Annotated in this window: 23 protein-coding genes and 1 tRNA gene; 11 read left to right on the top strand and 13 right to left on the bottom strand. The window is 37.7% G+C overall.

What is annotated here, in order from left to right; all coding sequences use genetic code 11:
* Positions 1 to 199 precede the first annotated feature (199 nt).
* The gene (locus BMF77_RS22555; protein WP_148762162.1) at positions 200 to 1,240 is read right to left on the bottom strand and encodes an NADP(H)-dependent aldo-keto reductase; all 1,041 of its coding nucleotides are present in this window, start codon (positions 1,238 to 1,240) and stop codon (positions 200 to 202) included.
* Between the two features lie 449 nt (positions 1,241 to 1,689).
* Here BMF77_RS22555 and BMF77_RS22550 point away from each other — a divergent pair, with 449 nt between their 5' ends.
* From BMF77_RS22550 to BMF77_RS22530, 6 genes are all read left to right on the top strand, one after another.
* Positions 1,690 to 3,480: an iron uptake porin gene (locus tag BMF77_RS22550; protein ID WP_148766003.1), complete on the top strand. Its 1,791-nt coding sequence runs from the start codon at positions 1,690 to 1,692 to the stop codon at positions 3,478 to 3,480.
* A gap of 293 nt (positions 3,481 to 3,773) precedes the next feature.
* The gene (locus BMF77_RS22545; protein WP_148762166.1) at positions 3,774 to 4,595 is read left to right on the top strand and encodes an NADPH-dependent oxidoreductase; all 822 of its coding nucleotides are present in this window, start codon (positions 3,774 to 3,776) and stop codon (positions 4,593 to 4,595) included.
* 187 nt (positions 4,596 to 4,782) lie between these two features.
* On the top strand, positions 4,783 to 4,920 hold the full coding sequence (locus BMF77_RS27440) for a hypothetical protein (protein WP_210422246.1): 138 nt from the start codon (positions 4,783 to 4,785) through the stop codon (positions 4,918 to 4,920).
* Between the two features lie 257 nt (positions 4,921 to 5,177).
* Entirely contained in the window at positions 5,178 to 5,492 is a 315-nt protein-coding gene (locus tag BMF77_RS22540) for a hypothetical protein (RefSeq protein ID WP_148766001.1), read from the top strand.
* Between the two features lie 185 nt (positions 5,493 to 5,677).
* The gene (locus BMF77_RS22535) at positions 5,678 to 6,541 is read left to right on the top strand and encodes a TauD/TfdA family dioxygenase (protein WP_148762171.1); all 864 of its coding nucleotides are present in this window, start codon (positions 5,678 to 5,680) and stop codon (positions 6,539 to 6,541) included.
* Positions 6,542 to 6,722: 181 nt separating this feature from the next.
* Positions 6,723 to 6,977 carry a hypothetical protein gene (locus tag BMF77_RS22530; protein WP_148767182.1) on the top strand — a complete coding sequence of 85 codons (255 nt, stop codon included), beginning with the start codon at positions 6,723 to 6,725 and terminating at the stop codon, positions 6,975 to 6,977.
* Positions 6,978 to 7,521: 544 nt separating this feature from the next.
* Here BMF77_RS22530 and BMF77_RS22525 read toward each other — a convergent pair.
* Complete coding sequence (locus BMF77_RS22525; protein WP_148765999.1) at positions 7,522 to 8,064, bottom strand: DUF1634 domain-containing protein; 543 nt, start codon at positions 8,062 to 8,064, stop codon at positions 7,522 to 7,524.
* A 2-nt stretch (positions 8,065 to 8,066) separates the two neighbouring features.
* A complete protein-coding gene (locus BMF77_RS22520) occupies positions 8,067 to 8,903 on the bottom strand; it encodes a sulfite exporter TauE/SafE family protein (RefSeq protein ID WP_148765997.1) in 837 nt (278 codons plus the stop codon).
* A 691-nt stretch (positions 8,904 to 9,594) separates the two neighbouring features.
* Here BMF77_RS22520 and BMF77_RS22515 point away from each other — a divergent pair.
* Positions 9,595 to 10,392, top strand: coding sequence for a sulfite exporter TauE/SafE family protein (locus BMF77_RS22515; RefSeq protein ID WP_148765995.1), 798 nt, complete (start codon positions 9,595 to 9,597; stop codon positions 10,390 to 10,392).
* Between the two features lie 23 nt (positions 10,393 to 10,415).
* On the opposite strand, the gene BMF77_RS22510 is transcribed toward BMF77_RS22515, so the two are convergent.
* Entirely contained in the window at positions 10,416 to 11,063 is a 648-nt protein-coding gene (locus BMF77_RS22510) for a cadmium resistance transporter (RefSeq protein WP_148765993.1), read from the bottom strand.
* Between the two features lie 251 nt (positions 11,064 to 11,314).
* A complete protein-coding gene (locus BMF77_RS22505; RefSeq protein WP_148765991.1) occupies positions 11,315 to 11,797 on the bottom strand; it encodes an Rrf2 family transcriptional regulator in 483 nt (160 codons plus the stop codon).
* A 228-nt stretch (positions 11,798 to 12,025) separates the two neighbouring features.
* Here BMF77_RS22505 and BMF77_RS22500 point away from each other — a divergent pair, with 228 nt between their 5' ends.
* Both BMF77_RS22500 and ndhD1 read left to right on the top strand, forming a co-directional pair.
* Complete coding sequence (locus tag BMF77_RS22500) at positions 12,026 to 12,613, top strand: Crp/Fnr family transcriptional regulator (protein WP_148765990.1); 588 nt, start codon at positions 12,026 to 12,028, stop codon at positions 12,611 to 12,613.
* Between the two features lie 670 nt (positions 12,614 to 13,283).
* On the top strand, positions 13,284 to 14,852 hold the full coding sequence (gene ndhD1 / locus BMF77_RS22495) for a photosynthetic/respiratory NAD(P)H-quinone oxidoreductase subunit D1 (RefSeq protein WP_174782929.1): 1,569 nt from the start codon (positions 13,284 to 13,286) through the stop codon (positions 14,850 to 14,852).
* Positions 14,853 to 15,013: 161 nt separating this feature from the next.
* Here the strand turns inward: ndhD1 and BMF77_RS22490 are convergent.
* The 3 genes from BMF77_RS22490 to BMF77_RS29090 all read right to left on the bottom strand — a co-directional run bounded on the left by BMF77_RS22490 (position 15,014) and on the right by BMF77_RS29090 (position 15,919).
* A tRNA-Gly gene (locus tag BMF77_RS22490) sits at positions 15,014 to 15,084 on the bottom strand.
* 50 nt (positions 15,085 to 15,134) lie between these two features.
* Entirely contained in the window at positions 15,135 to 15,374 is a 240-nt protein-coding gene (locus tag BMF77_RS29095) for a hypothetical protein (protein ID WP_085929743.1), read from the bottom strand.
* Between the two features lie 290 nt (positions 15,375 to 15,664).
* On the bottom strand, positions 15,665 to 15,919 hold the full coding sequence (locus tag BMF77_RS29090) for a pentapeptide repeat-containing protein (protein WP_371735649.1): 255 nt from the start codon (positions 15,917 to 15,919) through the stop codon (positions 15,665 to 15,667).
* A 1,046-nt stretch (positions 15,920 to 16,965) separates the two neighbouring features.
* Here BMF77_RS29090 and BMF77_RS22475 point away from each other — a divergent pair.
* Positions 16,966 to 17,562 (top strand): GNAT family N-acetyltransferase, encoded by a 597-nt coding sequence (locus BMF77_RS22475; protein WP_210422245.1) that lies wholly within the window; start codon positions 16,966 to 16,968, stop codon positions 17,560 to 17,562.
* 177 nt (positions 17,563 to 17,739) lie between these two features.
* On the opposite strand, the gene BMF77_RS22470 is transcribed toward BMF77_RS22475, so the two are convergent.
* From BMF77_RS22470 to BMF77_RS22450, 5 genes are all read right to left on the bottom strand, one after another.
* The gene (locus tag BMF77_RS22470) at positions 17,740 to 18,879 is read right to left on the bottom strand and encodes a histidinol-phosphate transaminase (RefSeq protein ID WP_148765984.1); all 1,140 of its coding nucleotides are present in this window, start codon (positions 18,877 to 18,879) and stop codon (positions 17,740 to 17,742) included.
* A 247-nt stretch (positions 18,880 to 19,126) separates the two neighbouring features.
* On the bottom strand, positions 19,127 to 20,113 hold the full coding sequence (gene dcm, locus BMF77_RS22465; RefSeq protein WP_148765982.1) for a DNA (cytosine-5-)-methyltransferase: 987 nt from the start codon (positions 20,111 to 20,113) through the stop codon (positions 19,127 to 19,129).
* Positions 20,114 to 20,192: 79 nt separating this feature from the next.
* A complete protein-coding gene (gene gor / locus BMF77_RS22460) occupies positions 20,193 to 21,572 on the bottom strand; it encodes a glutathione-disulfide reductase (protein WP_148765980.1) in 1,380 nt (459 codons plus the stop codon).
* A gap of 146 nt (positions 21,573 to 21,718) precedes the next feature.
* Positions 21,719 to 21,919 (bottom strand): hypothetical protein, encoded by a 201-nt coding sequence (locus BMF77_RS22455; protein WP_246863000.1) that lies wholly within the window; start codon positions 21,917 to 21,919, stop codon positions 21,719 to 21,721.
* 18 nt (positions 21,920 to 21,937) lie between these two features.
* Positions 21,938 to 22,753: a sulfurtransferase gene (locus BMF77_RS22450; protein ID WP_148767180.1), complete on the bottom strand. Its 816-nt coding sequence runs from the start codon at positions 22,751 to 22,753 to the stop codon at positions 21,938 to 21,940.
* A 153-nt stretch (positions 22,754 to 22,906) separates the two neighbouring features.
* On the opposite strand from BMF77_RS22450, the gene BMF77_RS22445 reads away from it, so the two are divergent.
* Positions 22,907 to 23,779: a tRNA (5-methylaminomethyl-2-thiouridine)(34)-methyltransferase MnmD gene (locus tag BMF77_RS22445; protein ID WP_148765978.1), complete on the top strand. Its 873-nt coding sequence runs from the start codon at positions 22,907 to 22,909 to the stop codon at positions 23,777 to 23,779.
* Positions 23,780 to 23,790: the final 11 nt, after the last annotated feature.

The raw sequence follows: 23,790 nt of genomic DNA, 5'->3' as shown, positions 1-23,790 counted from the left end.
TTAAAAAATATAATACAAACCTAACCCCCCACCCCCCTTCCCTACCAGGGAAGGGGGAGTCAAAGTCTCTCCAGTATCAAGATTTATTCCTTTTCCCTCTCCTTGTGGAGAGGGTTAGGGAGAGGTTTTATATTTAATTGTGTCAAGCTACTTATTAAGTGAGGTGAGAATCCCGCTTTGTATTTTTTACAAAATCTGGTTAAGGTGCTGGATTAGGATAACGAGTATGAATTGCATCTATTTCTGCGAAAATCTCTTGATCTAAAACCACATTGACACTATCTATATTTTCCTGCAATTGTGCCAAAGTTGTTGCGCCAATAATTGTGCTTTTCACAAACCAACGACTTTTGACAAATGCGATCGCTAATTGAGCAGGTGACAGATTATACTTTTTAGCAACCTCCACATAAGCCTTCACCGCTTCCTGCACATTGGGTTTTAAATAACGTTGTCCAAAACCTGAAAATAGAGTTATTCTCGTATTTTCTAACTGTTGATTCTCTATGTATTTACCAGTCAAAAACCCAAAACCCAGGGGACTATAAGCCAATAAACCCACATCTGTATAACGGTAAACTTCAGCTAAACCTGATTCAAAATTACGATTTAATAAATTGTAAGCATTTTGAGTTGTCACAACTTTAGGTAATCCCAAATCATTAGCAATGCGAACAAACTCACTTACTCCCCAAGGCGTTTCATTACTTAAACCCAAATAGCGAATCTTCCCAGCTTTAATCACATCAGCAAAAGCCTGTAACTGTTCCGCAATAGGCACAGATTCCCTTTCTGATTCTGGATTATAACTTGTTTGTCCAAATGTCGGAACATAACGATCAGGCCAATGAATTTGATACAAATCTACATAATCAGTTTGTAATCTCTGCAAACTATCATTTACTGCCTGTGTAATATTATCACGGTCAACTTTATTATTTCCACCCCTCAACCAAGAAAAAGGACGACCCGGACCAGCAATCTTAGTAGCTACAATTAATTTATCTCGTTGCTGTTTCTTCAACCATTCACCAATATAAGCCTCAGTTTTCCCTTGGGTTTCACCACGAGGAGGGACGGGATACATTTCTGCCGCATCTAAGAAATTTATCCCTTGGGTAACAGCATAGTCAAGTTGCTCATGTGCATCCTCAATAGTATTTTGATGCCCATAGGTCATAGTTCCCAAGCAAATTTCTGAAACATTGAGGTCGCTTGCACCAAGTTGATTGTATTTCATAATGTTTAAATGATTCTCCTGATTCCATTTTGCTACAAAAACTAAAAATATCACTATTCCATCAAACTACACTAAATCTACTGATTTAACGGAGTTAACACCTGAAAAAGCATACTATCATACAAATTTTAGACATACAACCCTTTGTAGCAATTAATTTAAAATTATGAAAAATGTATCCACCAATACTCAAATTCTAGATTTTTTGTGAAATACTGCTATCTATCACAGATTAACTACAGTAACTTGACCAAATTACCGGATTATCTAATATAGGGTAATTTAGTTGCTACTATAGGCTTTCCTGTCACTACGAATACAAAACCAGTCTCAATGGACGTATTACCGAAAATTTCTATCTGAGAAGTTCCTTGATCTTTCCTCTGGTAAGTCCGAAATTATTGATGATTTCGGACTGCCTTAAATTTTGTGTGTGTGAGGTTATCAAAATGAAAAAAACTGCTTGGAATTTATTGCTTACTTTGCCCATGTCTGTATTCCTATTAGTCTTAGCAGCTAGTACAAAAACTTCTGCTAGTGAAATAGGAGAAGAACGTGAAACAACAAACAAAGAGACTTTATCATCAGTCAGCATCAATGCTCCTGACTTGAACAACATTACTCAAATAATTGCCCAAAAAGAACCTTCCTCTTTACCAGATGAATCACAAGTTACATCTGTATCCCAGCTTTCAGATGTCCAACCCTCTGACTGGGCTTATGAGGCCTTAAAATCTCTTATAGAACGTTATAACTGCTTAGTAGGTTCTGATACTAAATATCGTGGTAATCGAGCCTTGACTCGCTATGAATTTGCCGCAGGGTTAAATGCTTGTTTAGATCAAGTCAATAAACTTATTGCTGCATCTACATCTGATTTAGCTCTAAAAGCAGATTTGGAAAGCATACAACGACTAACTGAAGAATTTAATACCGAACTTACTGTATTACGCGGAAGATTACAGACAATAGAAGCACGAACCACAGAATTAGAAGGTAATCAATTTTCAACAACAACTAAGCTACAAGGTGAAGTGCAGTTTGTAGTTGGTGGAGTTTTAGCCGGGAATAACGTCGTTACCAAACAACCCGCACCCAGCACCATTACATTTTCCCAGCGGACTCGCTTAATATTAAGTAGTAGTTTTACTGGTAAAGATCAACTACGATTAACACTTTCCGGTGGAAATATTAACTCATTAGGTGGAGTACCTAATCCTAGAGGAACTGGAACAGGACTTAGCACAAATAATCCCACTGGCGGAATATTTGGTACATTTGACAGTAGAACTGCCGATAATGCCAGTCCTAGTTTTGGCGCAAATCAGATTTCTGTTGGTGGTATCCGTTATCGGTTTCCAGTTGGTAAAAAGACCCAATTTAACATTTTTGCCCAATCTGATGGAGCAAACGAGATTGGTTTAAGTGGTCCAACAAACCCATTTGAAGGGTCAGCTTCTAACGGGATTTCTCGATTTTCCCGGCGGAATATGGTCTATAACTATGGAGATACAGGCCCTGGAATTGCCATACTTCACGACCTAAGTAAACAGTGGCAATTAGGTGCATCATACAGTGCGCCTAATGGTGATAATCCCGCACCTAAGAATGGCTTATTTACAGGTAGATATGTAGCATTTGGACAGATAACATACTTTAGCCCCAAAAAGAATTTCCGTGTAGGTTTGAGTTACGCTAACACCTATAGTCCAGCGGGTACTTTAGGTCAAGGTGGAACAAACTTTGGTCCGGCGGCGGGAAGTAACCTAGCAAATAGCACCATTTCCACTAACCCAGCCAACGCAGCTCAGGGCATTGTTGATCAAGGAACAGTAGGAAATCTTTACGGACTTGGGGCATTATATAGATTTAGCCCCAAGTTAACAGCTAATACTTTTGTAGGTTATTCAGCCCATCGTTATTTGGGACAAGGAGATGGTCAAGTCTGGAACTGGGGAGTAGGACTAACATCTCCTGATTTAGGAAAAAAAGGTAGTTTAGGAGCTATTTTTGTGGGTGTAGCACCAACACTAACTGCACTTAGTAAAAATGTAGATTTGGGAGCAGGTAAGGGTCAAGCCGACAAAGATACCTCTCTGCACGTTGAGGGATGGTATCAATATAAACTGACTAATAACATTGAAGTTACACCTGGATTTATTTGGGTAACAGCGCCAAATTCAGATACTACTAATCCTGCTAGTTTGGTGGGTTGGTTACGTACCACCTTCAGATTTTAACGCATAAATCAGGATTTACAAGATTTGAAGATTTGTAGGATTTCGTATTTATCAAAAGTCTTTAATCCCGTTAATCCTTAAATCTTGGACATTATCTCGACTTCGCTCGATAACCACCTGATTCAGACATTTTCATCCAGTTAATCCTTAAATCCTGGACATCCTGATTCAGACATTTTCATCCCGTTAATCCTTAAATCCTGGACATCCTGATTCAGACATTTTAATCCTCTTAATCCTTTAATCCTGTAAATCCTGATTCTGACATTTTCATAATCATTTTTCTGCAAGTTATGACTAACCCAACTGAATTACTTAATCATCGCTATGGTCATAATAACTTCAATCCAGATATTCCCTGGAGTGACACCTTAGCAACTCTGTTATCCCATCGTTCAATTCGTGCTTATTTACCTGATGCTTTACCCCCAGGAACTTTAGAAGTTTTAATTGCTGCTGCTCAATCTGCTTCTACTTCCTCCAATCTCCAAACCTGGAGTGTAGTAGCAGTTGAAGATGCAAATCGCAAAGAAGAATTATCAAAACTAACTAATAATCAAGCACATATTCGCCAATCTCCTTTATTTTTAGTGTGGTTAGCAGATTTAGCCAGACTCACTCACATTGCCGAAAATCGCGGACTACCTCATGAAGGTTTAGATTATTTGGAAATGTTTTTAATGGCAGCTATAGATGCCGCATTAGCAGCACAAAATGCTGTAGTCGCAGCAGAATCTATCGGGTTGGGAACTGTGTATATCGGTGCATTACGAAATAAACCAGAAGAGGTAGCGCAGATATTGAATTTACCTCCTCATGTAGTTGCTGTTTTCGGTTTGTGTGTAGGCTATGCTGATCCCATTGTGAATGTGGCAATTAAACCACGTTTATCTCAATCAGTGATATTACATCGAGAAACATATCAACTTGCCCAACAAGAGCAAGGAATATCAGAATATAACCAAATCATGGAGAAATTCTACAATTCACAACATATCAATATTCCTGGTGATTGGTCGGAACATTCTAGTAAAAGGGTAGCATCGGCTGAATCTTTATCTGGTCGGCATAGATTAAAGGAAATTCTGAATAGTTTGGGTTTTAAATTACAATAATTAAATCTGCCCCGTCCACGGGCTAGAGGAGATGCAAAGTTTGCGAAGCTCGTAGAGAGAATTTTAGATAGAGTTATGGGTAAACAAGAATCACTACAAACTGGATCTTCATCATCGTCTTCTTCTTATTTATTGAATTCTGTATCTGCTTAAATGCCATTACTAGAAACTGTTTGGAGCAAAAATTATGACTATCGCCATAGAAAGTCTGCGAAAAGCCAAATTTGCACAGATAGGCGTTCAAGTAGTCAGCCCACGGTGTTATCTAGACTATCCTCTGATCAACACCGAAGTTCATACCCAGAAATTTCCCAGCGCCTTCTGAGATTATTTAGAGTTAGTAGGTGATATTGGTGAAAAGTGAGAAAGCCAATTTTTCTCAACTTCTCTTTCCTAATCTTAGGATTTAAACAATCTTGGTATTTGACTTATAACTGATATTCTCTACATGGCTTACCAAGCATTACTGTCAGTTATTTTTAGGTTTCCTCATGCCGTGTTGAGGTAGATTATTTTTTCTACCTCACTTTCTTAAATATTTAACAAAACTAGAAAATGTTCACAAAAAAGGAGAATTCAATCATGCTGAATTGGGAAACTAAATTGAAATCATGGAAAAACAAACGGATCACTCGTCGTTCTGCTTTATCCGCTTTTAGCTCTAGTTTAGTCCTATCTGCTGCGTTATTCACTTGGAATACACCTCAAAATAGCGCTCAACATCAAGCAATTTCATCTATTACAACTAACACAAATAGTAAACTAATTGCCAGTAATGACAAGAAAGTAGTCCGAATAGTTCGTTCTAAACAGCTTACAGCCTTAGCAGTTTTAGAAAAAAAAAGGCATTTTAGAAAAACGATTAGGAGCTTTTGGGGCTTATACCTAAAAAAGTAAATGTTAGAGATGGGTTTTTAACTCCTCAACAATATGCTGCAATTACTCCGAAGGAAGTGCTTGCTAAAAAATAGCAATTTATAATAGTTTTATTTCTCTTTATTTTTGGGAGAAAGTAAAAAGAAGTAAAACTTAAATTGATTTTTGACAAAACTATGAAACTTGAATGAATTTAATTTTTAACTATGGCAACACTTACTTTAACTAATTTCCAAATTACTCGTCTTGATGCACCATTAGGAGCAGTTATTAATGAACTAGATGCTAGTAAAAAAGTTCTACCTGAAGTTATTTTAGAATTAAAACAAGCACTTAGAGATTATCATATTCTCATTTTCAAAAATCAACATCTTAATGATGAGCAGTTTTTGAACTTTACTTTTAATTTTGGTTCATTATTTGTCCCACCAGATAATGTTCCAGTTCTCGCTTCTGGTCCAGGAGTAACACCAGTTATAATTCCCGTTTCTAATGTTGATGGTGGTTACACAGGTACAGGTGAATTAGCCTTTCATTCTGATCATAAATGGACACCCTATCCTTCTAGTGGTTCTCTACTTTATGCTTTAGAAGTACCATCTGAAGGTGGAGATACTGCATGCTTAAATCTCAATTTAGCTTATGAAACTTTGGATGAATCAACCAAACAACGAATTGCCGATTTGCGGTTGATTACTTATAATCCATTTTTAAATAAGCCAGGAGAACCTCGCCAAAAATATCGTGAGAATAAGAATATTCCTCTCATTAGTCCTGTCTTTCCTCACCCATTGGTGAGAACACATCCAGAGAGTGGTAAGAAGATTTTGTATTTAGATTACACCACAGAAGTTGAAGTTGTTGGTTTAGAACCCCAAGAGGGCAAAGAATTAATTGAACAGTTGAGAAATCATCTGCATCAACCTCAATTTTATTATCAACATCAATGGTCTGTAGGCGATATTGTCTACTGGGATAATCAATCTACTTTGCATTATCGCCAAGCTTTTGATCCTAATCAACGTCGGGTTATGAAACGCATTAGTTTAGCGGGTAGTCGCCCATTTTAGGTTCTGGAATAAAACGATTTGAATTGAAATTAAGTGAGGAGACATAATTATGAACTTTAATCAACAACGCCGCACAGTTTTACAGAAATTTATTCAATACTCAGCGTTAGCTTTGGTTTTTCTTTCTGTTCCAATTGCTAGTAATATAGTCGAAGCCCAAAATACAACTAATAAAGCAGGAATTAAAACAAAAGTAGTCCACTCTGATTTGCTATCGGAACTATCTGATTTTCTTTATCCTCGTAGTCCTTATTATGGAGATTTGAATTCAGAACGTTTAGAATTTAATACCCAACTTCAAGATTTTTCACAACGAGTGAACTATATTTCTGGTCTACAAACTGGTGGTAAACTTTCCTCAGAAGAGGCTTATAAACAAATACATATTCTCTGGAAACAGTTAAAAATGTCCAAGAAAAAAATATTAAGTTGCTAAAAAAAGGAGATCCCCGACTTCTATCACTGGTTAATAATTTAATTGACATCATCAAATAAGAAGTCGGGGATCTTACCCCAACTAATAAACCCAAAAAAATTACCATCGTTTGCATATTTCATCATCAAAATTGTCGTAGAATTGCAAGCGAGCAGTTCCCACAACTAAATTATTTACATTTTCTCCAGGGGAAATAACCTGGACTCAAAATTGATAAATACCTTTGTTGGTGGGATTATAAAATGGTTTTAAACCGATGGTAATTGTTTAATTAGCGGTAACTAGTACACTGCGACGTAAGTTAATCAACCATTAAAAATTCCTGAAAAGCTTGTGTAATCTGCTTTTTTAATTTTTAATTGTTAATTTTTAATTCCGCCCTGCGGTACTAGTTGGTTGAAAATAGCAATAATAGTTTGCGGTTGATGTGGATTTTTGGCTAGGGTAATACCTAGCCTTTTTTTGTCCATTTGTTTCTCCAAAACCAATACTGTTTTTTTTGATCAAATTCAATATTTTCTACACCGTCTATTTGTGAAAAATATTAGTAATATGCGCCAACCAGGCTATAAGTTAGACTAGCAAGCACTAATGATGTAATGACGACATAGACAAAATTTCGCTGTAAAAGAAAAGTGCAGAAAGAAATGATTACGCGCAAAATGGGGATAGCAATGAGTATTAACAGCCCTAATTGAATGATTCCCCGGCGGCTACCTGCGAAAACAGCATTTACTACACCTATGGGGGAGTGAAACTCAGATGGTGTGCCTATAAATATTTGATATTCCGCTGGCTCAGAGCCATGATGAATTAAATATAGTATACCCCCAAATAATACCATAGAACTAGCGATTAAAACTCCATACATTAGCAGGTTACTGAGTAGATATTCTAATTGTTTTTCATTTGCTGATTTTGTAAGTTTTTGATTACTTAAATTTTCATGATCATGATTTTTAAGACGCTGTTCTTCTAACTGTTGAATATCACAATCTCGCTCTTCTAATTCAAAAGTGAAATTTCCAACTTTTCTTTCTATCTCTGTTGTGCAAGTCCACCGAAAACCAGAATTTAATTTATACATAATTACAGCCCTCCTATTAGACTGTTATAGACCATTTTTAACGCCATTACTACCAATACAAAGCTGAAGATAATTCTTAAAATTTGGGTTTTAGCACCAATTAAAATTCTCGCTCCTAAAAAAGCACCTGGTAACACTCCCAACATCACCGGCATAGATAAACCTGGATCTATGTATCCCTGGGTTAAATAAACACCTGCTGAGGCTGCGGCTGTGACACCAATCATAAAATTGCTGGTGGTCGTAGAAACTTTAAAAGGGAGACGCATGGCTTGGTCCATGGCCAATACCTTGAATGCTCCCGAACCAATTCCTAATAAACCAGAAAGCACTCCTGCTACCAGCATAATACTAAAACCAGCAGGTAAGGCATGAACTTGATAAGGAATTACACCGTCACTAGTAGGGTAAGTACCATTAAGCTGGAGATATTCTGCTAAGGGGTCTGGTGCAGAAATTTCTGTTTGTTCTGGTCTGGGGCGTTGAGATAAGTATGCTGAATAAATTAGCACAATTGCCAAAATCAATGAAAGTATTTTTACGGTTACATGAGTGGCAATGAGAGCGCCAATCAAAGCGCCAATGGTGGTGGCTACCTCCAGAAACATCCCCAAGCGCAGATTAGCGTAGCCTTTTTTAATATATGTAGAAGCTGAACCTAATGATGTCGCAATCACTGATACTAATGATGCCCCAACCGCATAGCGAATATCAACACCAAAGACGGAAGTTAATAACGGAACTATGACGACTCCACCACCTAATCCAGTTAATGCTCCGACTAAGCCGGCACTAAATGATCCCAACCAAACCAGTAAAGAAAATGCTAATATACTCAATTTGAATTCCCCTTTTGTTTAATCTATATACAAAATGTCAGTGCAGGATAAATCCTGTAACTAGCCTTCATCCCTTGGCTGAAGCACAGGTGTGTCCTCCTGAGTCGGACACGCCTTCAAGGGTTTTCGGCATTCTCCTTATAATTCGGGGTAAATCGTTCAATGACAAGCCTCAAATGGCGCAAAATCGTTCCCGAATAGGTAGTCCGTCCCGTTCTGTGATGAAAAAAGATTCAAAGTGGTTAAAACCGCCCGTGTCGCTTTCCTCTCAGGGAGCCAAGCCACGCTCGTTTCCCACTTACCGGATATCCTTATGAGCTTTTGCTTTACCCCTACCTATGGAATCAAATGATTAAGCCCCAGACAAGAGAAATAATTGGCTGCGGAGTGGTAAAAATCAGAAGATCTTCACTAAAAGAACTTTATAGATACTGGTACTAGACATTTTATTATTTATGAGTTTATAATACAGTAACTTGATTAAGATACCGTAGTTTTATAAAAATTGCCAAAACCAGGGTTAGCTTTAAACACTAAGTATAAACAATTACTCTTCAGAAGTAATAGAAGTCTATTTACAAGATTTATAAAAAGTCATTCTGAACAAACTTAGACAGCAATTTTTTGTATTCATAAAATTAGGTCTATCCAAGCTGATCTTCTTTCTCAAATAACTTACACTAACACTAGTATGGACTACTTATTACTACCGGGTTTCAGCTTTTTTATTGGTATCATTGTGGGCTTAACAGGAATAGGTGGTGCATCTTTGATCACTCCTATGTTGATTTTTGTGTTTCAAGTACCACCTTCTATTGCTATTAGTTCTGATGTGGTTGCGGCCACATTAATGAAAGTGGTCGGTGGAGTTAAACACTGGCAACAAAAAACCCTTGATTTAGAAATAGTTAAATGGTTGTCAATGGGTAGTGTTTCTGGTTCGCTGTTGGGTGTAGGAGTTTTACATCAACTTAGACAAACTGGAGAACACAACCTAGATAACCTCTTGCTGCGGTTACTAGGAGTAATGATTCTGATAGTTACATTTACAGCATTAATCCAAATGTTGTTAATGACATTTTTTCCGAAAATCAACTTACCCGAATTGCCAAAATTAAATTTAAAAACCAATCAAGGACGTTTTCTAACTTTACTCATTGGCGCAATTTTAGGCTTTTCTGTGGGAATGACAAGTGTTTCATCAGGCTCTATGTTTGCCTTAGCTATCATAGCATTTTTTCGATTAGATGCCCGAAAATTGGTGGGTACAGATATTACTCAAGCCGCCATTTTACTAATATTTACGTCCCTGGGACATCTAACTTTAGGAACTGTTGATTGGAGTTTAGTAATCCCTATTTGGATAGGTTCTGTTCCCGGAGTTCTTATTGGTGCTAAACTTTGTGAGATTACCCCTCAACGTCCACTAAGATTTATTATCTATAGCATTTTAATGATGGTAAGTTGGAAATTAGTTTCACAGGCATGATTATCTATACCTCCTTCAGATTTTTAATTTACCTGCCCAAACAATAGGTTAAATGTCCCTCGTTCATACATAATAAATAGCCCCAAACCAATTAACACAAAAGGAACAATAGCCTGACCATAGCGACTTAAAATATAACTAATGTTAGCTTGACGGTTTAATAAATCAGCGATACCACACCAAACCCCTACCATGACAAAAAATACCACTGAAATTATTCCTAACCCAACAATATTTTGACCTGCAAATAAAGGTATGTAAATACTGATATTATCACCACCATTAGCAACTGTCACAGCCGCAACTTTATAAGTATTTGGATGTAGAATGCTTGACAAGAAAGAAGATTGAGGGCTATTCTGTTCGGTATTCACTGTCTGAACTTCTCCACTTTCATCTTCACGATTTACTAATTGTTTAATCCCAATAGCAATTGGTAATATTCCTAATAATCCAATCCATTCTCGCTGGATTACTAAGCCACCAAAAAACCCTGGTAAGCTGAGAATAATAATAGCTGTAAATCCAATATATTGACCAATAAAAATATGTCTACGGCGAAAATTTCTATCTATTTGCGAAAAAAATAGCAGCAGAATCATGATGTCGTCAATATTAGTGGCAGCAAAGGCAATTATACCTTCTGTAAAAGCAGTGGCAAGCTTATTCATGGTAAAATTCAAAAATATACTATTTATCAAGATAGCAATATTTGGAACACTAAATTTAATCTAATACGCTTGGTGTTAAAGAAATGTAGGTTGGGTTAAGCGACAGCGCAACCCAACAAAATACCGGAAATTTTAGAAATACCGGAAATGACGGGTGAAGACAAGCAGGGGAGCAGGGGAGGAAAAAATAGAAGTTTTTCCTATTATTACCCGTCAAAATGTCTTTGATAGACTACTAGACCTCTTGATAACTAAATGTAATACATGGGATTATTTTGGGCGCGAATCTCTCTTTCCTGACACAAATCTTGGAGTGTATAGCTACGCAAAACCTCAATTGCAGCCGCATTAGCTTTTTCCCAGATTTCCAGAACCAAAGTTTTTTCTATCGTCGGAGTCTCAGAGTTTTCTTTCTCTTTCCGTTCACCTACCACCAAGGTGACAATTTCTAGCAAAGTAATTTGCCAAGGCTCACGTATTAACACAAAACCGCCTTTCGAGCCACGTTGACTCTGGACTAAACCCGCACGCCGCACTTGAGTGAGAATCTGTTCGAGATAGCGTTCTGGTATGGGTTGCTTGACCGCAATCTCGCTCATAGTCAAAGGAACTTTTTTATCGTGATGGCTGGCTAGTTCTAACAGTGCTAGGAGTGCGTATTCCACTTTTGCAGAAAGATCCAGAAGAGCGTAGTTTTGACTATTCAAATCTGTATTCAGAATACTACTGTACATTGATAGATTTATCGGCTTTTAACCGAAATAATGTTACTTTTAGGTGTCAGATGTGATATAGTCACACCATAAGTAAAATACCATAACTCTATCGGATTTAGGGTGATTGTATGCAAGATTCTCAAAATTGCTGAATATTTTGGGGAAATTCCCTGAACACAATACTTTTTAGATCAAGAATAATGTATACTACGGTTACTACATCGGAAATTAGCAATATATACGCTGATGTCATTATACACAGGTTTAACTCAATTATCTAATGATAGTCCTCAAAAGCATTTCACCAGAAGAACGCTATTGCCCGTTAAAAAAAATGCTGTGTGGCAAATAGCAAGCGGCTTTGTTATAACCTACACTTATCTAGAAGACGGTACGACAGTAGCCTTGGGATTATGGGGTCCAGGAGATGTGGTTGGTGAAGTTCTCTCGAAAATGAAGCCTTATCGGATGGAGTGTTTAACCAAAGTAGAAGCAACTGTTTTACCTGTGAATGATTGGCATCAACTCACACAAACTTTGCTTTGTCACATTCAACAAGCGGAAGAATTAATGGTGATTCGCAGCCATAAAAAAGTAGAGACTATGCTGATTCAACTATTAGGATGGTTATCAAAAAAATTTGGTTCAGAAGTAGAACAAGGACGTTTAATTGATATGCGTCTAACTCATGAAGATTTAGCAGCGCTGATCAGTTCTACTCGTGTGACTATCACTCGGTTGCTGGGACAATTGGAACAGGAGGGACTGATTGATAGACTTCCTCTGCATCGAATTATTGTGAGACAAGAGGATATTTGGTATTACGAAATTTAATTTGGAAAATACCAACAAATGAATTAACCCTCTTCAATGACGCTGGGAAGGAGGTTACAGCTTACTCAAAGGTTCTCATGAACATTAAATATTTGCAACTCACAGACAATTCATCAATAACCATCCTGAAAATCCTCAAATCCTAGAAATCCTGATTCAGACAAAAAAATCCTGACAACTCACAGACAATTCATCAATAACCATCCTGAAAATCCTCAAATCCTAGAAATCCTGATTCAGACAAAAAAATCCTGACAACTCACAGACAATTCATCAATAACCATCCTATAAATCCTTAAATCCTGGACATCCCAGGGGAAACGCAGCTAATTTTTTTGACAAAATGTAACTTATCAGGAGAACACATCTGTACTTTAGACAAAAAATAGAGAATGTGGGGGTTGACATTCGGTTTTAAATTTGTTATCATAAAATTGATAAGGAAGAACTATCATAAAATAATTCTGTAGATTGGGGATGATGGGAGGAAAACCAATACCTAATTCCTGATGTTAAAGACTTAAATAAATAAAATTAACTTATTTTGAACTTGGTTTGAGCATTTACGTTAATCTTATAGCTGTAATCGTTTATTTAACTTGATTCAGAAGTCACTAGATAATGAATTTTTGCCAAACATGATTTTAATTACAGATTGATTATGTTGAATATAGCTAATTTCCCGTGGCTGACGACGATTATTTTATTTCCCATAGCCGCGTCACTGCTGCTTCCTATCATCCCAGATAAAGACGGAAAAACGGTGCGCTGGTACTCTCTCACTGTGGGGCTGATAGATTTTGGCTTAATTGTCTGCGCTTTTTATACTAGCTATGATTTTGCTAATCCCGATTTGCAACTGGTGGAAAGTTATCCCTGGGTTCCACAGTTGGGTTTAAATTGGTCATTAGGCGTTGATGGCTTGTCCATGCCTTTAGTTCTCTTGACCGGGTTTATTACCACTTTGGCGATTTTAGCAGCTTGGCCAGTAACGCTGAAACCGAAATTATTTTATTTCCTCATTTTAGCCATGTATGGTGGTCAAATTGCGGTTTTCGCTGTCCAGGATATGCTGTTATTTTTCCTGGTGTGGGAACTGGAACTTGTGCCAATATACTTCCTGCTATCAATTTGGGGCGGTAAAAAGCGTCAATATGCAGCAACTAAATTTATTTTATACACTGCTGGTGGTTCGCTGTTTATTTTACTGTCTTCCTTGACAATGGGATTTTATGGCGATACTGTGACTTTTGATATGCGATCGCTCGCATTGAAAGACTACGCCCTGAATTTACAACTTTTACTCTACGCTGGCTTCCTGATTGCCTACGCTGTCAAGTTGCCGATTATTCCCCTCCATACCTGGCTACCAGATGCCCACGGTGAAGCTACAGCGCCGGTGCATATGTTACTAGCAGGTATTTTGTTAAAAATGGGTGGTTATGCCTTAATTCGCATGAATGCCCAAATGCTACCCGATGCCCACGCTTATTTTGCACCCGCATTAGTAGTTTTGGGGGTAGTAAATATCATCTACGCTGCCCTAACCTCCTTTGCCCAGAGGAACTTAAAACGGAAAATTGCCTACTCTTCAATTTCTCACATGGGCTTTGTTCTCATTGGGATTGCCTCTTTTACTGATTTGGGTTTAAGTGGGGCAGTTTTACAAATGGTTTCTCACGGATTAATTGGGGCAAGTTTGTTCTTTTTAGTCGGTGCAACTTATGATCGCACACACACTCTCATGTTAGATGAAATGGGTGGTGTTGGGAAGAAGATGCAGAAGATTTTCGCTATGTTCACAACTTGTTCCATGGCTTCTTTAGCATTACCAGGAATGAGCGGTTTTGTCGCCGAATTAATGGTATTTGTCGGCTTTGCAACTAGCGATGCTTATAACCCAACATTCAAAGTTATTGTCATTTTCTTGATGGCTGTTGGTGTGATTTTAACGCCAATTTATCTACTATCAATGTTGCGCGAGATTTTCTACGGACAAGAGAATGAAGAGTTGGTTTCTCATCAAAATTTAATAGATGCTGAACCACGCGAAGTCTTTATTATTGCTTGTTTGTTGATACCTATTATTGGTATTGGTTTTTATCCCAAATTGCTAACGCAAATGTATGACGCGACAACTGTACAATTAACAGCAAGATTGCGTGATTCTGTCCCCACGTTATTAGCAAATAAAGCGGTGGAAAATGTTTCTTTGACTGCGCCGATAATTGGTAATTAATTTATAATTACAACTGGGGTGGGTTTTATGCCTACCCTTGTTTCGCGCAGAGACGCTAAGGAGCAAAGACGCAAAGCTAATCTATATCGGCGATCACTAAACATAAAATGTAGGAACGCTTAAGCAGTATTGAGTATAACTTTTAAAAACTTTCATTCAAAAGCGGGTGGCGGGAATCGAACCCGCATGATCAGCTTGGAAGGCTGGAGTTTTACCACTAAACTACACCCGCGTGCTTCTGACTTAACTAAGATAACATAGCTCTTATCAAATTGCAAGTAGCTATGGAGAATTTATGGGTTTAATTTTAAGACGAATATATAAATTGCTCAAATCGGGTTTTGATCCATCTTGATTATAAGCAGCAAGAAAACTCTCTTGTGCAAATATCTGGTTAAGTGCTTGTTCATAAATATTTGCTTGGCTGCGGAGTGCGGCTGGTTCAATCGTTATCACTATCGCTTGTTGAAATTGACCATTTTTATCAATTATTAAACTGGCCAGTATATTTGCTGGTTTCAAATCCTCGTCGCTGGGAAGTATACTAGCCTCTAATTCCTTTTCTGTACTTCCTTTATATTCAGCCAGAACATCTGGTAAAGCATCGGCTATCAGTTGTTTTTGTTGTATTAATTCACTAACTTCTTCCTTCAGTATAGGACTGACGGTAGCTATAGCCCCCCCTCTATTAGCCGTTAGGGAAGGTTCTGTTGTGGGAGTTGGGGAATCAGCAGGAATATCTTTGGGAAGGAGAGTTCCCTCTCCTAGTTTAACTTCTTGACGACTATTCCAAGGACGTTCACTTTCGGGAATTATTGATGTTGGTTCTGGTGTTGGGTTTGTTGGATATGATTGTTGTCTAACTGGTAGTTTTTCAACTTCAGTTTTTTCAACTTCAGTTTTTTCAACTTCAGTTTTTTCAACTTCAGGTTTTCTAACTTCAGGTTTTTCAACTTCGAGTTTTCTAACTTCAGGTTTTTCAACTTCGAGTTTTCTAACTTCAGGTTTTCTAGCTTCAGGTTGTTCAGATTTATCTTGTTCTGGTAAATTAACACTAGAATCAGCATCATCTTGATTACTGAGTTTAACAGATGCTGATTTTTGTGAAGTTGAAAAAGAAGATTGTGGTTTAATCTTTGGAGTTGTTGATTGGGTTTTGATTTGAGATTTTGGTTCAGAAGCAGTTTCGATTAAGTCAATGGGAATCGAACTTTGGTTAGACTGGGGAAACCACGCTTGAAACTCATTTGATGAACGCATTAACCAAAATACTAATAAATGAAGAGACACAGAACCAATACAAACAAAAGTCCATAACCAAGGAGGATCAGTATGTCGTTTGAAGTTTTTAGATGTAATTGAACTATCATTTAAATGATTATTTGTAACGGTTGGTATCATGTTAATTTAAAACTTGGATCTAACTAAAGAAAGAATTGCCAAAATTTTTAGTAAAGATGGTAGCGTTATGAATAATACATCAGGTTGACTTATGGCCAAAGTATACTATTAAACAAACATCTCTTTCTAAATTTAGCAATTAGCAATCACAACTAATAATAAGGCGTTGTCCTTTTAGAGGGTGTTTGAAAAGTTATGGTTGATGTATCAAATATTTTTTACCCCACCCTAACCCTCCCCTTGTAAAGGGGAGGGAACTGGATTTTTATTGTTTCCCCCCTTTACAAGGGGAAAGGGGGGTAGCAATGTGATGAAAATTACGGAATACCACTTTTCAAACATCCTCTTAGGTAAAATGTCCCCCAGGATTGAGTATTATTCTAGGTTATGATTCTATTATCCATTACTCAGTACCTATCCCACCAGCTTCTTTAGTTCCCAAGTAGGGAAATTTTTTAGCTCGAATCCGCTCAGATATTTCGGTTAGATCGGTTTTACCACCTTGATGATAAGTTACTCTAACTACATAATGATTAACTAATTGTTTTCTTTAAGATACCATTTAGTTATAATTGGCAAAGGTACTAGGAAAATATCCTGTTATAGCTGTTGCCAGGTAGGTGAGAACGGACAGTCATCAAAAAAGTGAGTCCCCAAAACACTTTCAATCTTTCTGTCCCCTGCTATTAATCAAATTAATCCCCAACTAGCTTTGAAATCCTGGTTTTTTAACCCTACCCAACCCCAAGCCAGATCAGAAACCGCTACTCTACCTGTTGGACAACTCCAAATTCGTGTAGCTACACCTGATGATCTCATGAATATTGCTCAAATTGTGGCGGAAAGCTTTCACTCTCAGCAGGGTTTATGGGGTTGGACTTTCGCTTTGTTTCGTATGGGTATTTATGAAGATCTAAGGCATCGTCTTCAGTCTCCCACAAGCCATCATATTTGTTTGGTTGCTGTTGATGCTGCCAGTGAAGATCAGAAAATTATGGGAACTATAGAAATGGGTGTCAGGATTACTGATGCTTGGACTAGTATAAATCCAGGTTTCCCTTATCTATCTAATTTAGCTGTTCACCCCAGTTACCGCAGATTGGGTGTAGGTGCTAGTTTACTGATTCGCTGTGAGCAAATCTCCCAAGAATGGGGATTTCAAGACTTGTATCTCCATGTTTTGGAAAACAATCATCAAGCCCGTCAGCTTTATTTTAAGTTGGCATATCGGGTATATAAAGTTGAATCCCCTTGGAATACACTTTTTCTCAGTCGCTCACGTCAGATATTACTACATAAACGAATATAGCAGGAGTCACTGAGTCAGTTTTTGTATTGATCAGTTTGAATTTTTTTTCCCCGCAGAAATAGTTGCTAATATCCCAGATGAAGCTTTTGCTATGTTGGTTGGTGTGTTAATACAAACTGCAACAATAGTCCGCAGTATAGGTATTGATCTTGATAATTAATGGATAATAATTATTCCCTATTCATGTAAAGCGATTTGTATTCGCTCTATTGTGCGCGTGTTTTCTGCTGGTGTGCCGATAGTGATTCGTAAGCCATTGGGTAGAAGTCTAATCAGAGTCCCCTGACTTCTGAGTTTTTGGTTGAGATTTGTTAAAATTGTAATTAGTGAGTGAGCATCATCAGTTTTAACACGCAAGTAAATAAAGTTGGTGGTGCTGGGTGTAATTTCTAGATTCGGGTGTGTTGATAAAGCTGTGATCATTTTGGTTCTTTCACTCAGGGTTTGGGGAATTGACTCTAGTAAAAGTTGCCGATTTTCTAAAGCTATGAGGGCAGCAGCGATGGAAAAGCTGGGAAGATTGTAAGGAAGACGGACTTTTTCTAAAATAGCGATCGCCTCTGGATGTGCGATACAATAACCTACACGCATGGCGGCAAGACGAAAGGCTTTGGAAAAAGTCCGTAATATTATCCAATTAGGATGTTGTAATAATTCCGCAGCTAAAGTAGTTTGACTAAATTCAAAGTAAGCTTCATCAATAACTACTAAAATTTCTTCTGGTAAACTTTTTAACCATTCTAGTTCTGCTGTTGTTAAACAATTAGCTGTGGGGGAATTGGGGTGAACGACAAAAACGACGCGAATAGGGGGATTTTGTGTTTGGGCAATGGCAGATTTAGCTGCTTCTAAATCAGTTTCAAAATTGCTTTGATTTCTCCCGACTGTAACCACAGGAATGCCCAAAGTCTGCGCCAAAATTCCATACATGGAAAAGGTAGGATTGGCAACTAATATAGCACCTTCTCCTCCTAAACAGGTGGCAATTAATAGGGATCTAATTAATTCATCTGAACCATTACCAACGGAAATATTATCAGCGGTGAAAGTTGAATTTGCCAGATTTGCCGATTCGTTGACATATTGGGAAATGGCATTTTTTAAAGTTTCATGGCCACCATCAGGATAACGATTAGTTTCAATAAGTTTTTGATAAGTCCAAGCTAATTTTTCTTTGATTTCTGCTGGTAAATCTAAGGGACTTTCATTAGTATCTAATCGGTCAAATTGAATAGCGACTGGTTCGGCATTATCACTACCAGGATGAGCTTTATAAGCGTTAAGTTGGGATAAATCGGAACGGATAAATTTAAGCATTTGTTATTGGTGATTGGTGATTGGTGATTGGTGATTGGTGATTGGTGATTGGTGATTGGTGATTATATACCTTGTTCCCAGTCTCTGACTGGGAATACTATCACAGAGGCTCTGCCTCTACTGTTATGGAGAATGAAGGCAGAGCCTTCTATAATTCATTCCCATGCAGAGTATGGGAACGAGAAAACGAGAAATATAATTCATTCCCATACAGAGTATGGGAACGAGAAAATGAAGGCAGAGCCTTCTATAATTCATTCCCATACAGAGTATGGGAACGAGAAAATTTTTTAACATTCAGATTTACTAATATTGCATTAATTACAGAATCAATCACAGTAGCAACACAAGGAATAGCGATGGCATTACCAGTTAATTTTCGCATGGTTTGATAACTTCCTACTATTTTATAAGATTCTGGAAAACCTTGCAATCTTAACATTTCTCTTTCTGTTAATCTTCTTTCTCCATTGACTAATAAATAATTATAAGATGCTCCTGCTCTCAATGCACAGGAATAAGGATATACACTGATATTACCAGATTTATTTTCATGCCATATTGTTGGTTGATCATATTTTTGATTAAGCTTGACTTTTTCTAAACGATTTTGGCGAATTTTTTCAGATGCGTAATAAAAGTCAGAAACAGATTTTTCTAATATTTCTGATAAAGGCTGCATAGGCATTTTGATTAATGGCCAATTAAAATTATGATGATGAGCTTGATTTTTTAACCCGACTATCAAAATCCTTTCTCGTTTTTGTGGTAAACCAAAATTAAGAGCATTAAGAATTTGATAATCTGTATAATATCCTAAATCTTTTAATGTATTAATAATTATTTTTAATGTTTGCCCTTGTTGATGTCCTTTTAGTTGTTTGACATTTTCCAATATAAAAGCTGAAGGTTGTTTATTTTTAATAATTCTGGCAATATCAAAAAATAATGTTCCTCTAGTATCTTCAAATCCTTTCAGTTCTCCACAAATGCTAAAAGGTTGACAAGGAAAACCACCTAATAGTATATCATGGTCAGGAATATCATTTTCATTAATTTTTGTAATATCTCCTATGGGTGTTTCTCCAAAATTTTCTAAATATATTTTTTGGGCATTTATATCAATGTCACTAGAAAAAACACATTGGCATGGAATTTTATAATTATGACAAATCCTTTCAATTGCTAATCTAAATCCACCTGTACCACTAAATAAGTCTATAAACTTGATCATTCACTTTGATGAAATATATGCAAACTAAACCTATCACAATTTTAGGGGTTTAGCACTGCTAAACCCCTACCAAATACAATTATCGCATGGTGACAAATTCCTCTGCTGCTGAGGGATGAATACCTACAGTGGCATCAAAATCAGCTTTAGTTGCCCCCATTTTCACAGCAATAGCGACACCTTGAATAATTTCTGCGGCGCTATCTCCCACCATGTGAGCGCCTAAAATCTTATCAGTGTTAGTATCTACTATCAACTTCATCATGGTTTTTTCTTGCTTACCCGGTAAAGTGTAGTACATGGGGCGGAAGCTAGTTCGATAAATTTTGATATTATCATCACCGAATTTTGACCTAGCTTGGGCTTCTGTCAAACCCACTGTAGCCGCTTCTGGGGTAGTAAATACGGCAGTAGCTACGGTTTTGTGACTAAATTCGCGACGATTGTTGCCAAATTCACTATCAGCAAAAGCACGTCCTTCTCCAATAGCCACGGGTGTTAAATTTAAGCGGTCTGTGACATCACCAACAGCATAAATATGGGGTTGGCAAGTTTGACTATATTCATTGACGGAAATTGCATTTGAGGTGCTGTATCCTGGTTCTTCTTCAGAACTGGGAACACAGTCAAGTTGGGCATTTTCTAAGCCTAACCCCTCTATGTTGGGACTGCGACCGGTAGCTACTAAAAATACATCAGCAATGATTGGTTCTTGGTTTTCTCCAGATAAGGTTAATTTCAGTCCTGCGTCTACTTTTTCTATTGCTGTCACTTCAGTATTTTGGATAATACGAATACCATGATTCGTCATTCCTTCTTGGATACTGGTGCGGATATCTTGGTCAAAACCGTTCAAAATTTGCTCTTTGCGGATAATTTGCGTGACTTCTGAACCTAAACCGCCCATGATACAAGCGAATTCACTACCAATATAACCAGAACCAATGATAGCGATATGTTTGGGTTGGGTTTTCAGGTGAAAGATTTCATTGGAGGTAATACCGTGTTCTATACCTGGAATCTCTGGTTTAATGGGACGACCACCGACAGCAATTAAAATTTTCGCGGCTGTATATTGTTTACCATTCACTTCGACTGTGTGGGGGTCTACAAAACTAGCACGACCGGAAATTAGTTCTACTCCGGCTTTTTCTAAAAAGCTGATGTGAAGTTTGGAAAGTCTGTTAACTTCGTTATCTATGGATGTAATAAAATGTTCCCAGTCAAATTTTACGTCTCCCACTGTCCAACCATAACCTGCGGCTTCTTGGAATTGGGACCGAAAGTGAGAACCATAAACCATGAGTTTTTTGGGGACACAACCGCGAATTACGCAAGTACCACCAACTAAATCATATTCGGCGATCGCCACTTTTGCACCATAACTAGCCGCCCGTTTAGAAGCAGCCAAACCCCCAGAACCAGCACCAATCACAAACAGGTCGTAATCAAAAGTCATAAATTTCTACTTTTTTCACTAAAAATAGGCTATTCAACTATATATAGTCAAGTTGCCTAGATTTAATCTAACGTAACTAACAACTGACAACTAACAACTGTACGGGCGAAGCATTTGGAGAACTATTTTTGGCAATGACGGATAATTTATCTTCCAAATGCTTCGCCCCTACTGACAACTAACAACTGTACGGGCGAAGCATTTGGAGAACTATTTTTGGCAATGACGGATAATTTATCTTCCAAATGCTTCGCCCCTACTAACAACTGTACGGGCGAAGCATTTGGAGAACTATTTTTGGCAATGACCGATAATTTATCTTCCAAATGCTTCGCCCCTACTAACAACTGACAACTGACAACTTACTAATAACTAATCCAATCACTCCAACTACCAGCGTAAAGTTTAGCGGTGGGAATTCCAGCTATAGCTAAAGAAAGTAAATTTACACAAGCCGTCACACCAGAACCACAATAAACTAAAATTTCTTTATTTGTATCTATATTTTGCCAGTGTTGAGATTGTTCTGACGGAGGAAGTAGGCAACCAAAAGTATCAGTTATTTCTTGCCAAGGATAATTAACAGCACCGGGAATATGTCCAGCAATTTTATCAATTGGTTCTCTTTCTCCACGATAGCGTTCTCCTTCTCTGGAGTCTACTAAAACTACATCTAGACTATCTTTGTGATTTTTTACATAAGTAAAATCTACAACTTTATCCTTTTGGATTTGGGGAATAAATATTCCTCTTGCACCCGTAGGAATTATATCTGTAACAGTATAACCTGCTTTTTGCCAACGGTCAAAGCCACCATCTAAAACAGCTACTTGTTCATGTCCTAAATACCGCAATAACCACCATAAACGAGATGCAAAAGCCAAGCGAGAATCATCATAAGCTACTACTAAAGTTCTTTGAGAATTTACCCCAGTTGCTGATAATTTTTCGGCTAACTCTGTGGTATTTGGTAAAGGATGCCTGCCCCCATGTTCTTGTACATGACTAGATAAATCTTGATTTAAGTCTAAATAATAAGAGCCTGGGATATGATTAGCTTGATACTGTTTTTTTCCTAATTCGGCATCAGCTAAAGAAAACCGACAATCAACAATCACAACTTGAGAATTATTGAGATTTTCCAACAGCCATTGTGGAGAAACAATAAATTGATTATTCATGGGTAATTGGTAATTGGTAATTGGTAATTGGTAATTGGTAATTGGTAATTGGTGAAAACTATTCTTCTTTCTTCTTTCTTCTTTCTTCTTTCTTCTTTCTTCTTCCTCCTGAACTCCTGAACTCCTGAACTCCTGAACTCCTAAACTCCTAAAATGTTTACACCCCAACAAACGCAAGATGGTTCTTTTACCTTTTTTTCCACAGAGTTTAATGAAGCCTTTCATAGTCACTATGGAGCAAAACAAGAGAGTTTCCTGAAGTTTGCTGTTCCGACTCGATTACCAATATTAGCCGAAACGGGATTTGTGCGGCTGCTAGATGTTTGTTATGGTCTAGGATACAATACAGCGGCAGCTTTACAGACAATTTGGCAAGTAAATCCTCGTTGCCGTGTGGAAGTGATTGGCTTAGAACTAAATCCCATTGTCCCCCAGGCGGCAATTAACCATCACTTATTCAATGGTTGGGACGACAAATATATAAAAATTTTAACTCAAATAGCGTTTGCACATCAAATCCACATAGATTATTTGCAAGCTACTTTACTAATTGGTGATGCTAGAAGCTTAATTGTACAAGTACATGAATCAGGTTTTCAAGCAGATGCAATTTTTCTTGATCCCTTTTCACCTCCCCAATGTCCACAGTTATGGACGGTGGAATTTATCCAAAAAGTATCAGAATGCTTGCATCAAAATGGGTTACTGGCTACTTATTCCTGTGCTGCGGCTGTAAGGACCGCATTGTTAGCTGCGGGTTTGGTTGTCAGTTCTACTCCACCGATAGGAAGACGGACTCCAGGGACTATTGCTGGACATCCCAAACATGGTGAGGAATCAACTATATCCTCTTTACCGCCTCTTTCACAAGCTGAAGCAGAACATTTACGAACTCGTGCTGCTATTCCTTATCGAGATCCTAGTTTAAGTGATACCGCTGCAATGATACTCAAAAGACGACAAGAAGAAGTGCAAGTTTCTACATTGGAATCAAGTTCACAATGGCGCAAAAGGTGGCGAAGATAGGGATTGAAGAC

It is taken from the genome of Dolichospermum sp. UHCC 0315A (assembly GCF_008121535.1).
Classification (GTDB): domain Bacteria; phylum Cyanobacteriota; class Cyanobacteriia; order Cyanobacteriales; family Nostocaceae; genus Dolichospermum; species Dolichospermum lemmermannii.
Note: the sequence above shows the minus strand (reverse complement) of the source record. Positions and strands in the feature narration are given on the sequence as shown.

Bases quoted from the DNA above. Each gene is read 5' to 3' on its own strand.
- BMF77_RS22555 (WP_148762162.1), bottom strand. From the start codon at position 1,240: ATGAAATACAATCAACTTGGTGCAAGCGACCTCAATGTTTCAGAAATT.
- BMF77_RS22550 (WP_148766003.1), top strand. From the start codon at position 1,690: ATGAAAAAAACTGCTTGGAATTTATTGCTTACTTTGCCCATGTCTGTA.
- BMF77_RS22545 (WP_148762166.1), top strand. From the start codon at position 3,774: ATGACTAACCCAACTGAATTACTTAATCATCGCTATGGTCATAATAAC.
- BMF77_RS27440 (WP_210422246.1), top strand. From the start codon at position 4,783: ATGACTATCGCCATAGAAAGTCTGCGAAAAGCCAAATTTGCACAGATA.
- BMF77_RS22540 (WP_148766001.1), top strand. From the start codon at position 5,178: ATGCTGAATTGGGAAACTAAATTGAAATCATGGAAAAACAAACGGATC.
- BMF77_RS22535 (WP_148762171.1), top strand. From the start codon at position 5,678: ATGGCAACACTTACTTTAACTAATTTCCAAATTACTCGTCTTGATGCA.
- BMF77_RS22525 (WP_148765999.1), bottom strand. From the start codon at position 8,064: ATGTATAAATTAAATTCTGGTTTTCGGTGGACTTGCACAACAGAGATA.
- BMF77_RS22515 (WP_148765995.1), top strand. From the start codon at position 9,595: ATGGACTACTTATTACTACCGGGTTTCAGCTTTTTTATTGGTATCATT.
- BMF77_RS22510 (WP_148765993.1), bottom strand. From the start codon at position 11,063: ATGAATAAGCTTGCCACTGCTTTTACAGAAGGTATAATTGCCTTTGCT.
- BMF77_RS22505 (WP_148765991.1), bottom strand. From the start codon at position 11,797: ATGTACAGTAGTATTCTGAATACAGATTTGAATAGTCAAAACTACGCT.
- BMF77_RS22500 (WP_148765990.1), top strand. From the start codon at position 12,026: ATGTCATTATACACAGGTTTAACTCAATTATCTAATGATAGTCCTCAA.
- BMF77_RS29090 (WP_371735649.1), bottom strand. From the start codon at position 15,919: ATGCTGATTCTAGTGTTAATTTACCAGAACAAGATAAATCTGAACAAC.
- BMF77_RS22470 (WP_148765984.1), bottom strand. From the start codon at position 18,879: ATGCTTAAATTTATCCGTTCCGATTTATCCCAACTTAACGCTTATAAA.
- dcm (WP_148765982.1), bottom strand. From the start codon at position 20,113: ATGATCAAGTTTATAGACTTATTTAGTGGTACAGGTGGATTTAGATTA.
- gor (WP_148765980.1), bottom strand. From the start codon at position 21,572: ATGACTTTTGATTACGACCTGTTTGTGATTGGTGCTGGTTCTGGGGGT.
- BMF77_RS22450 (WP_148767180.1), bottom strand. From the start codon at position 22,753: ATGAATAATCAATTTATTGTTTCTCCACAATGGCTGTTGGAAAATCTC.
- BMF77_RS22445 (WP_148765978.1), top strand. From the start codon at position 22,907: ATGTTTACACCCCAACAAACGCAAGATGGTTCTTTTACCTTTTTTTCC.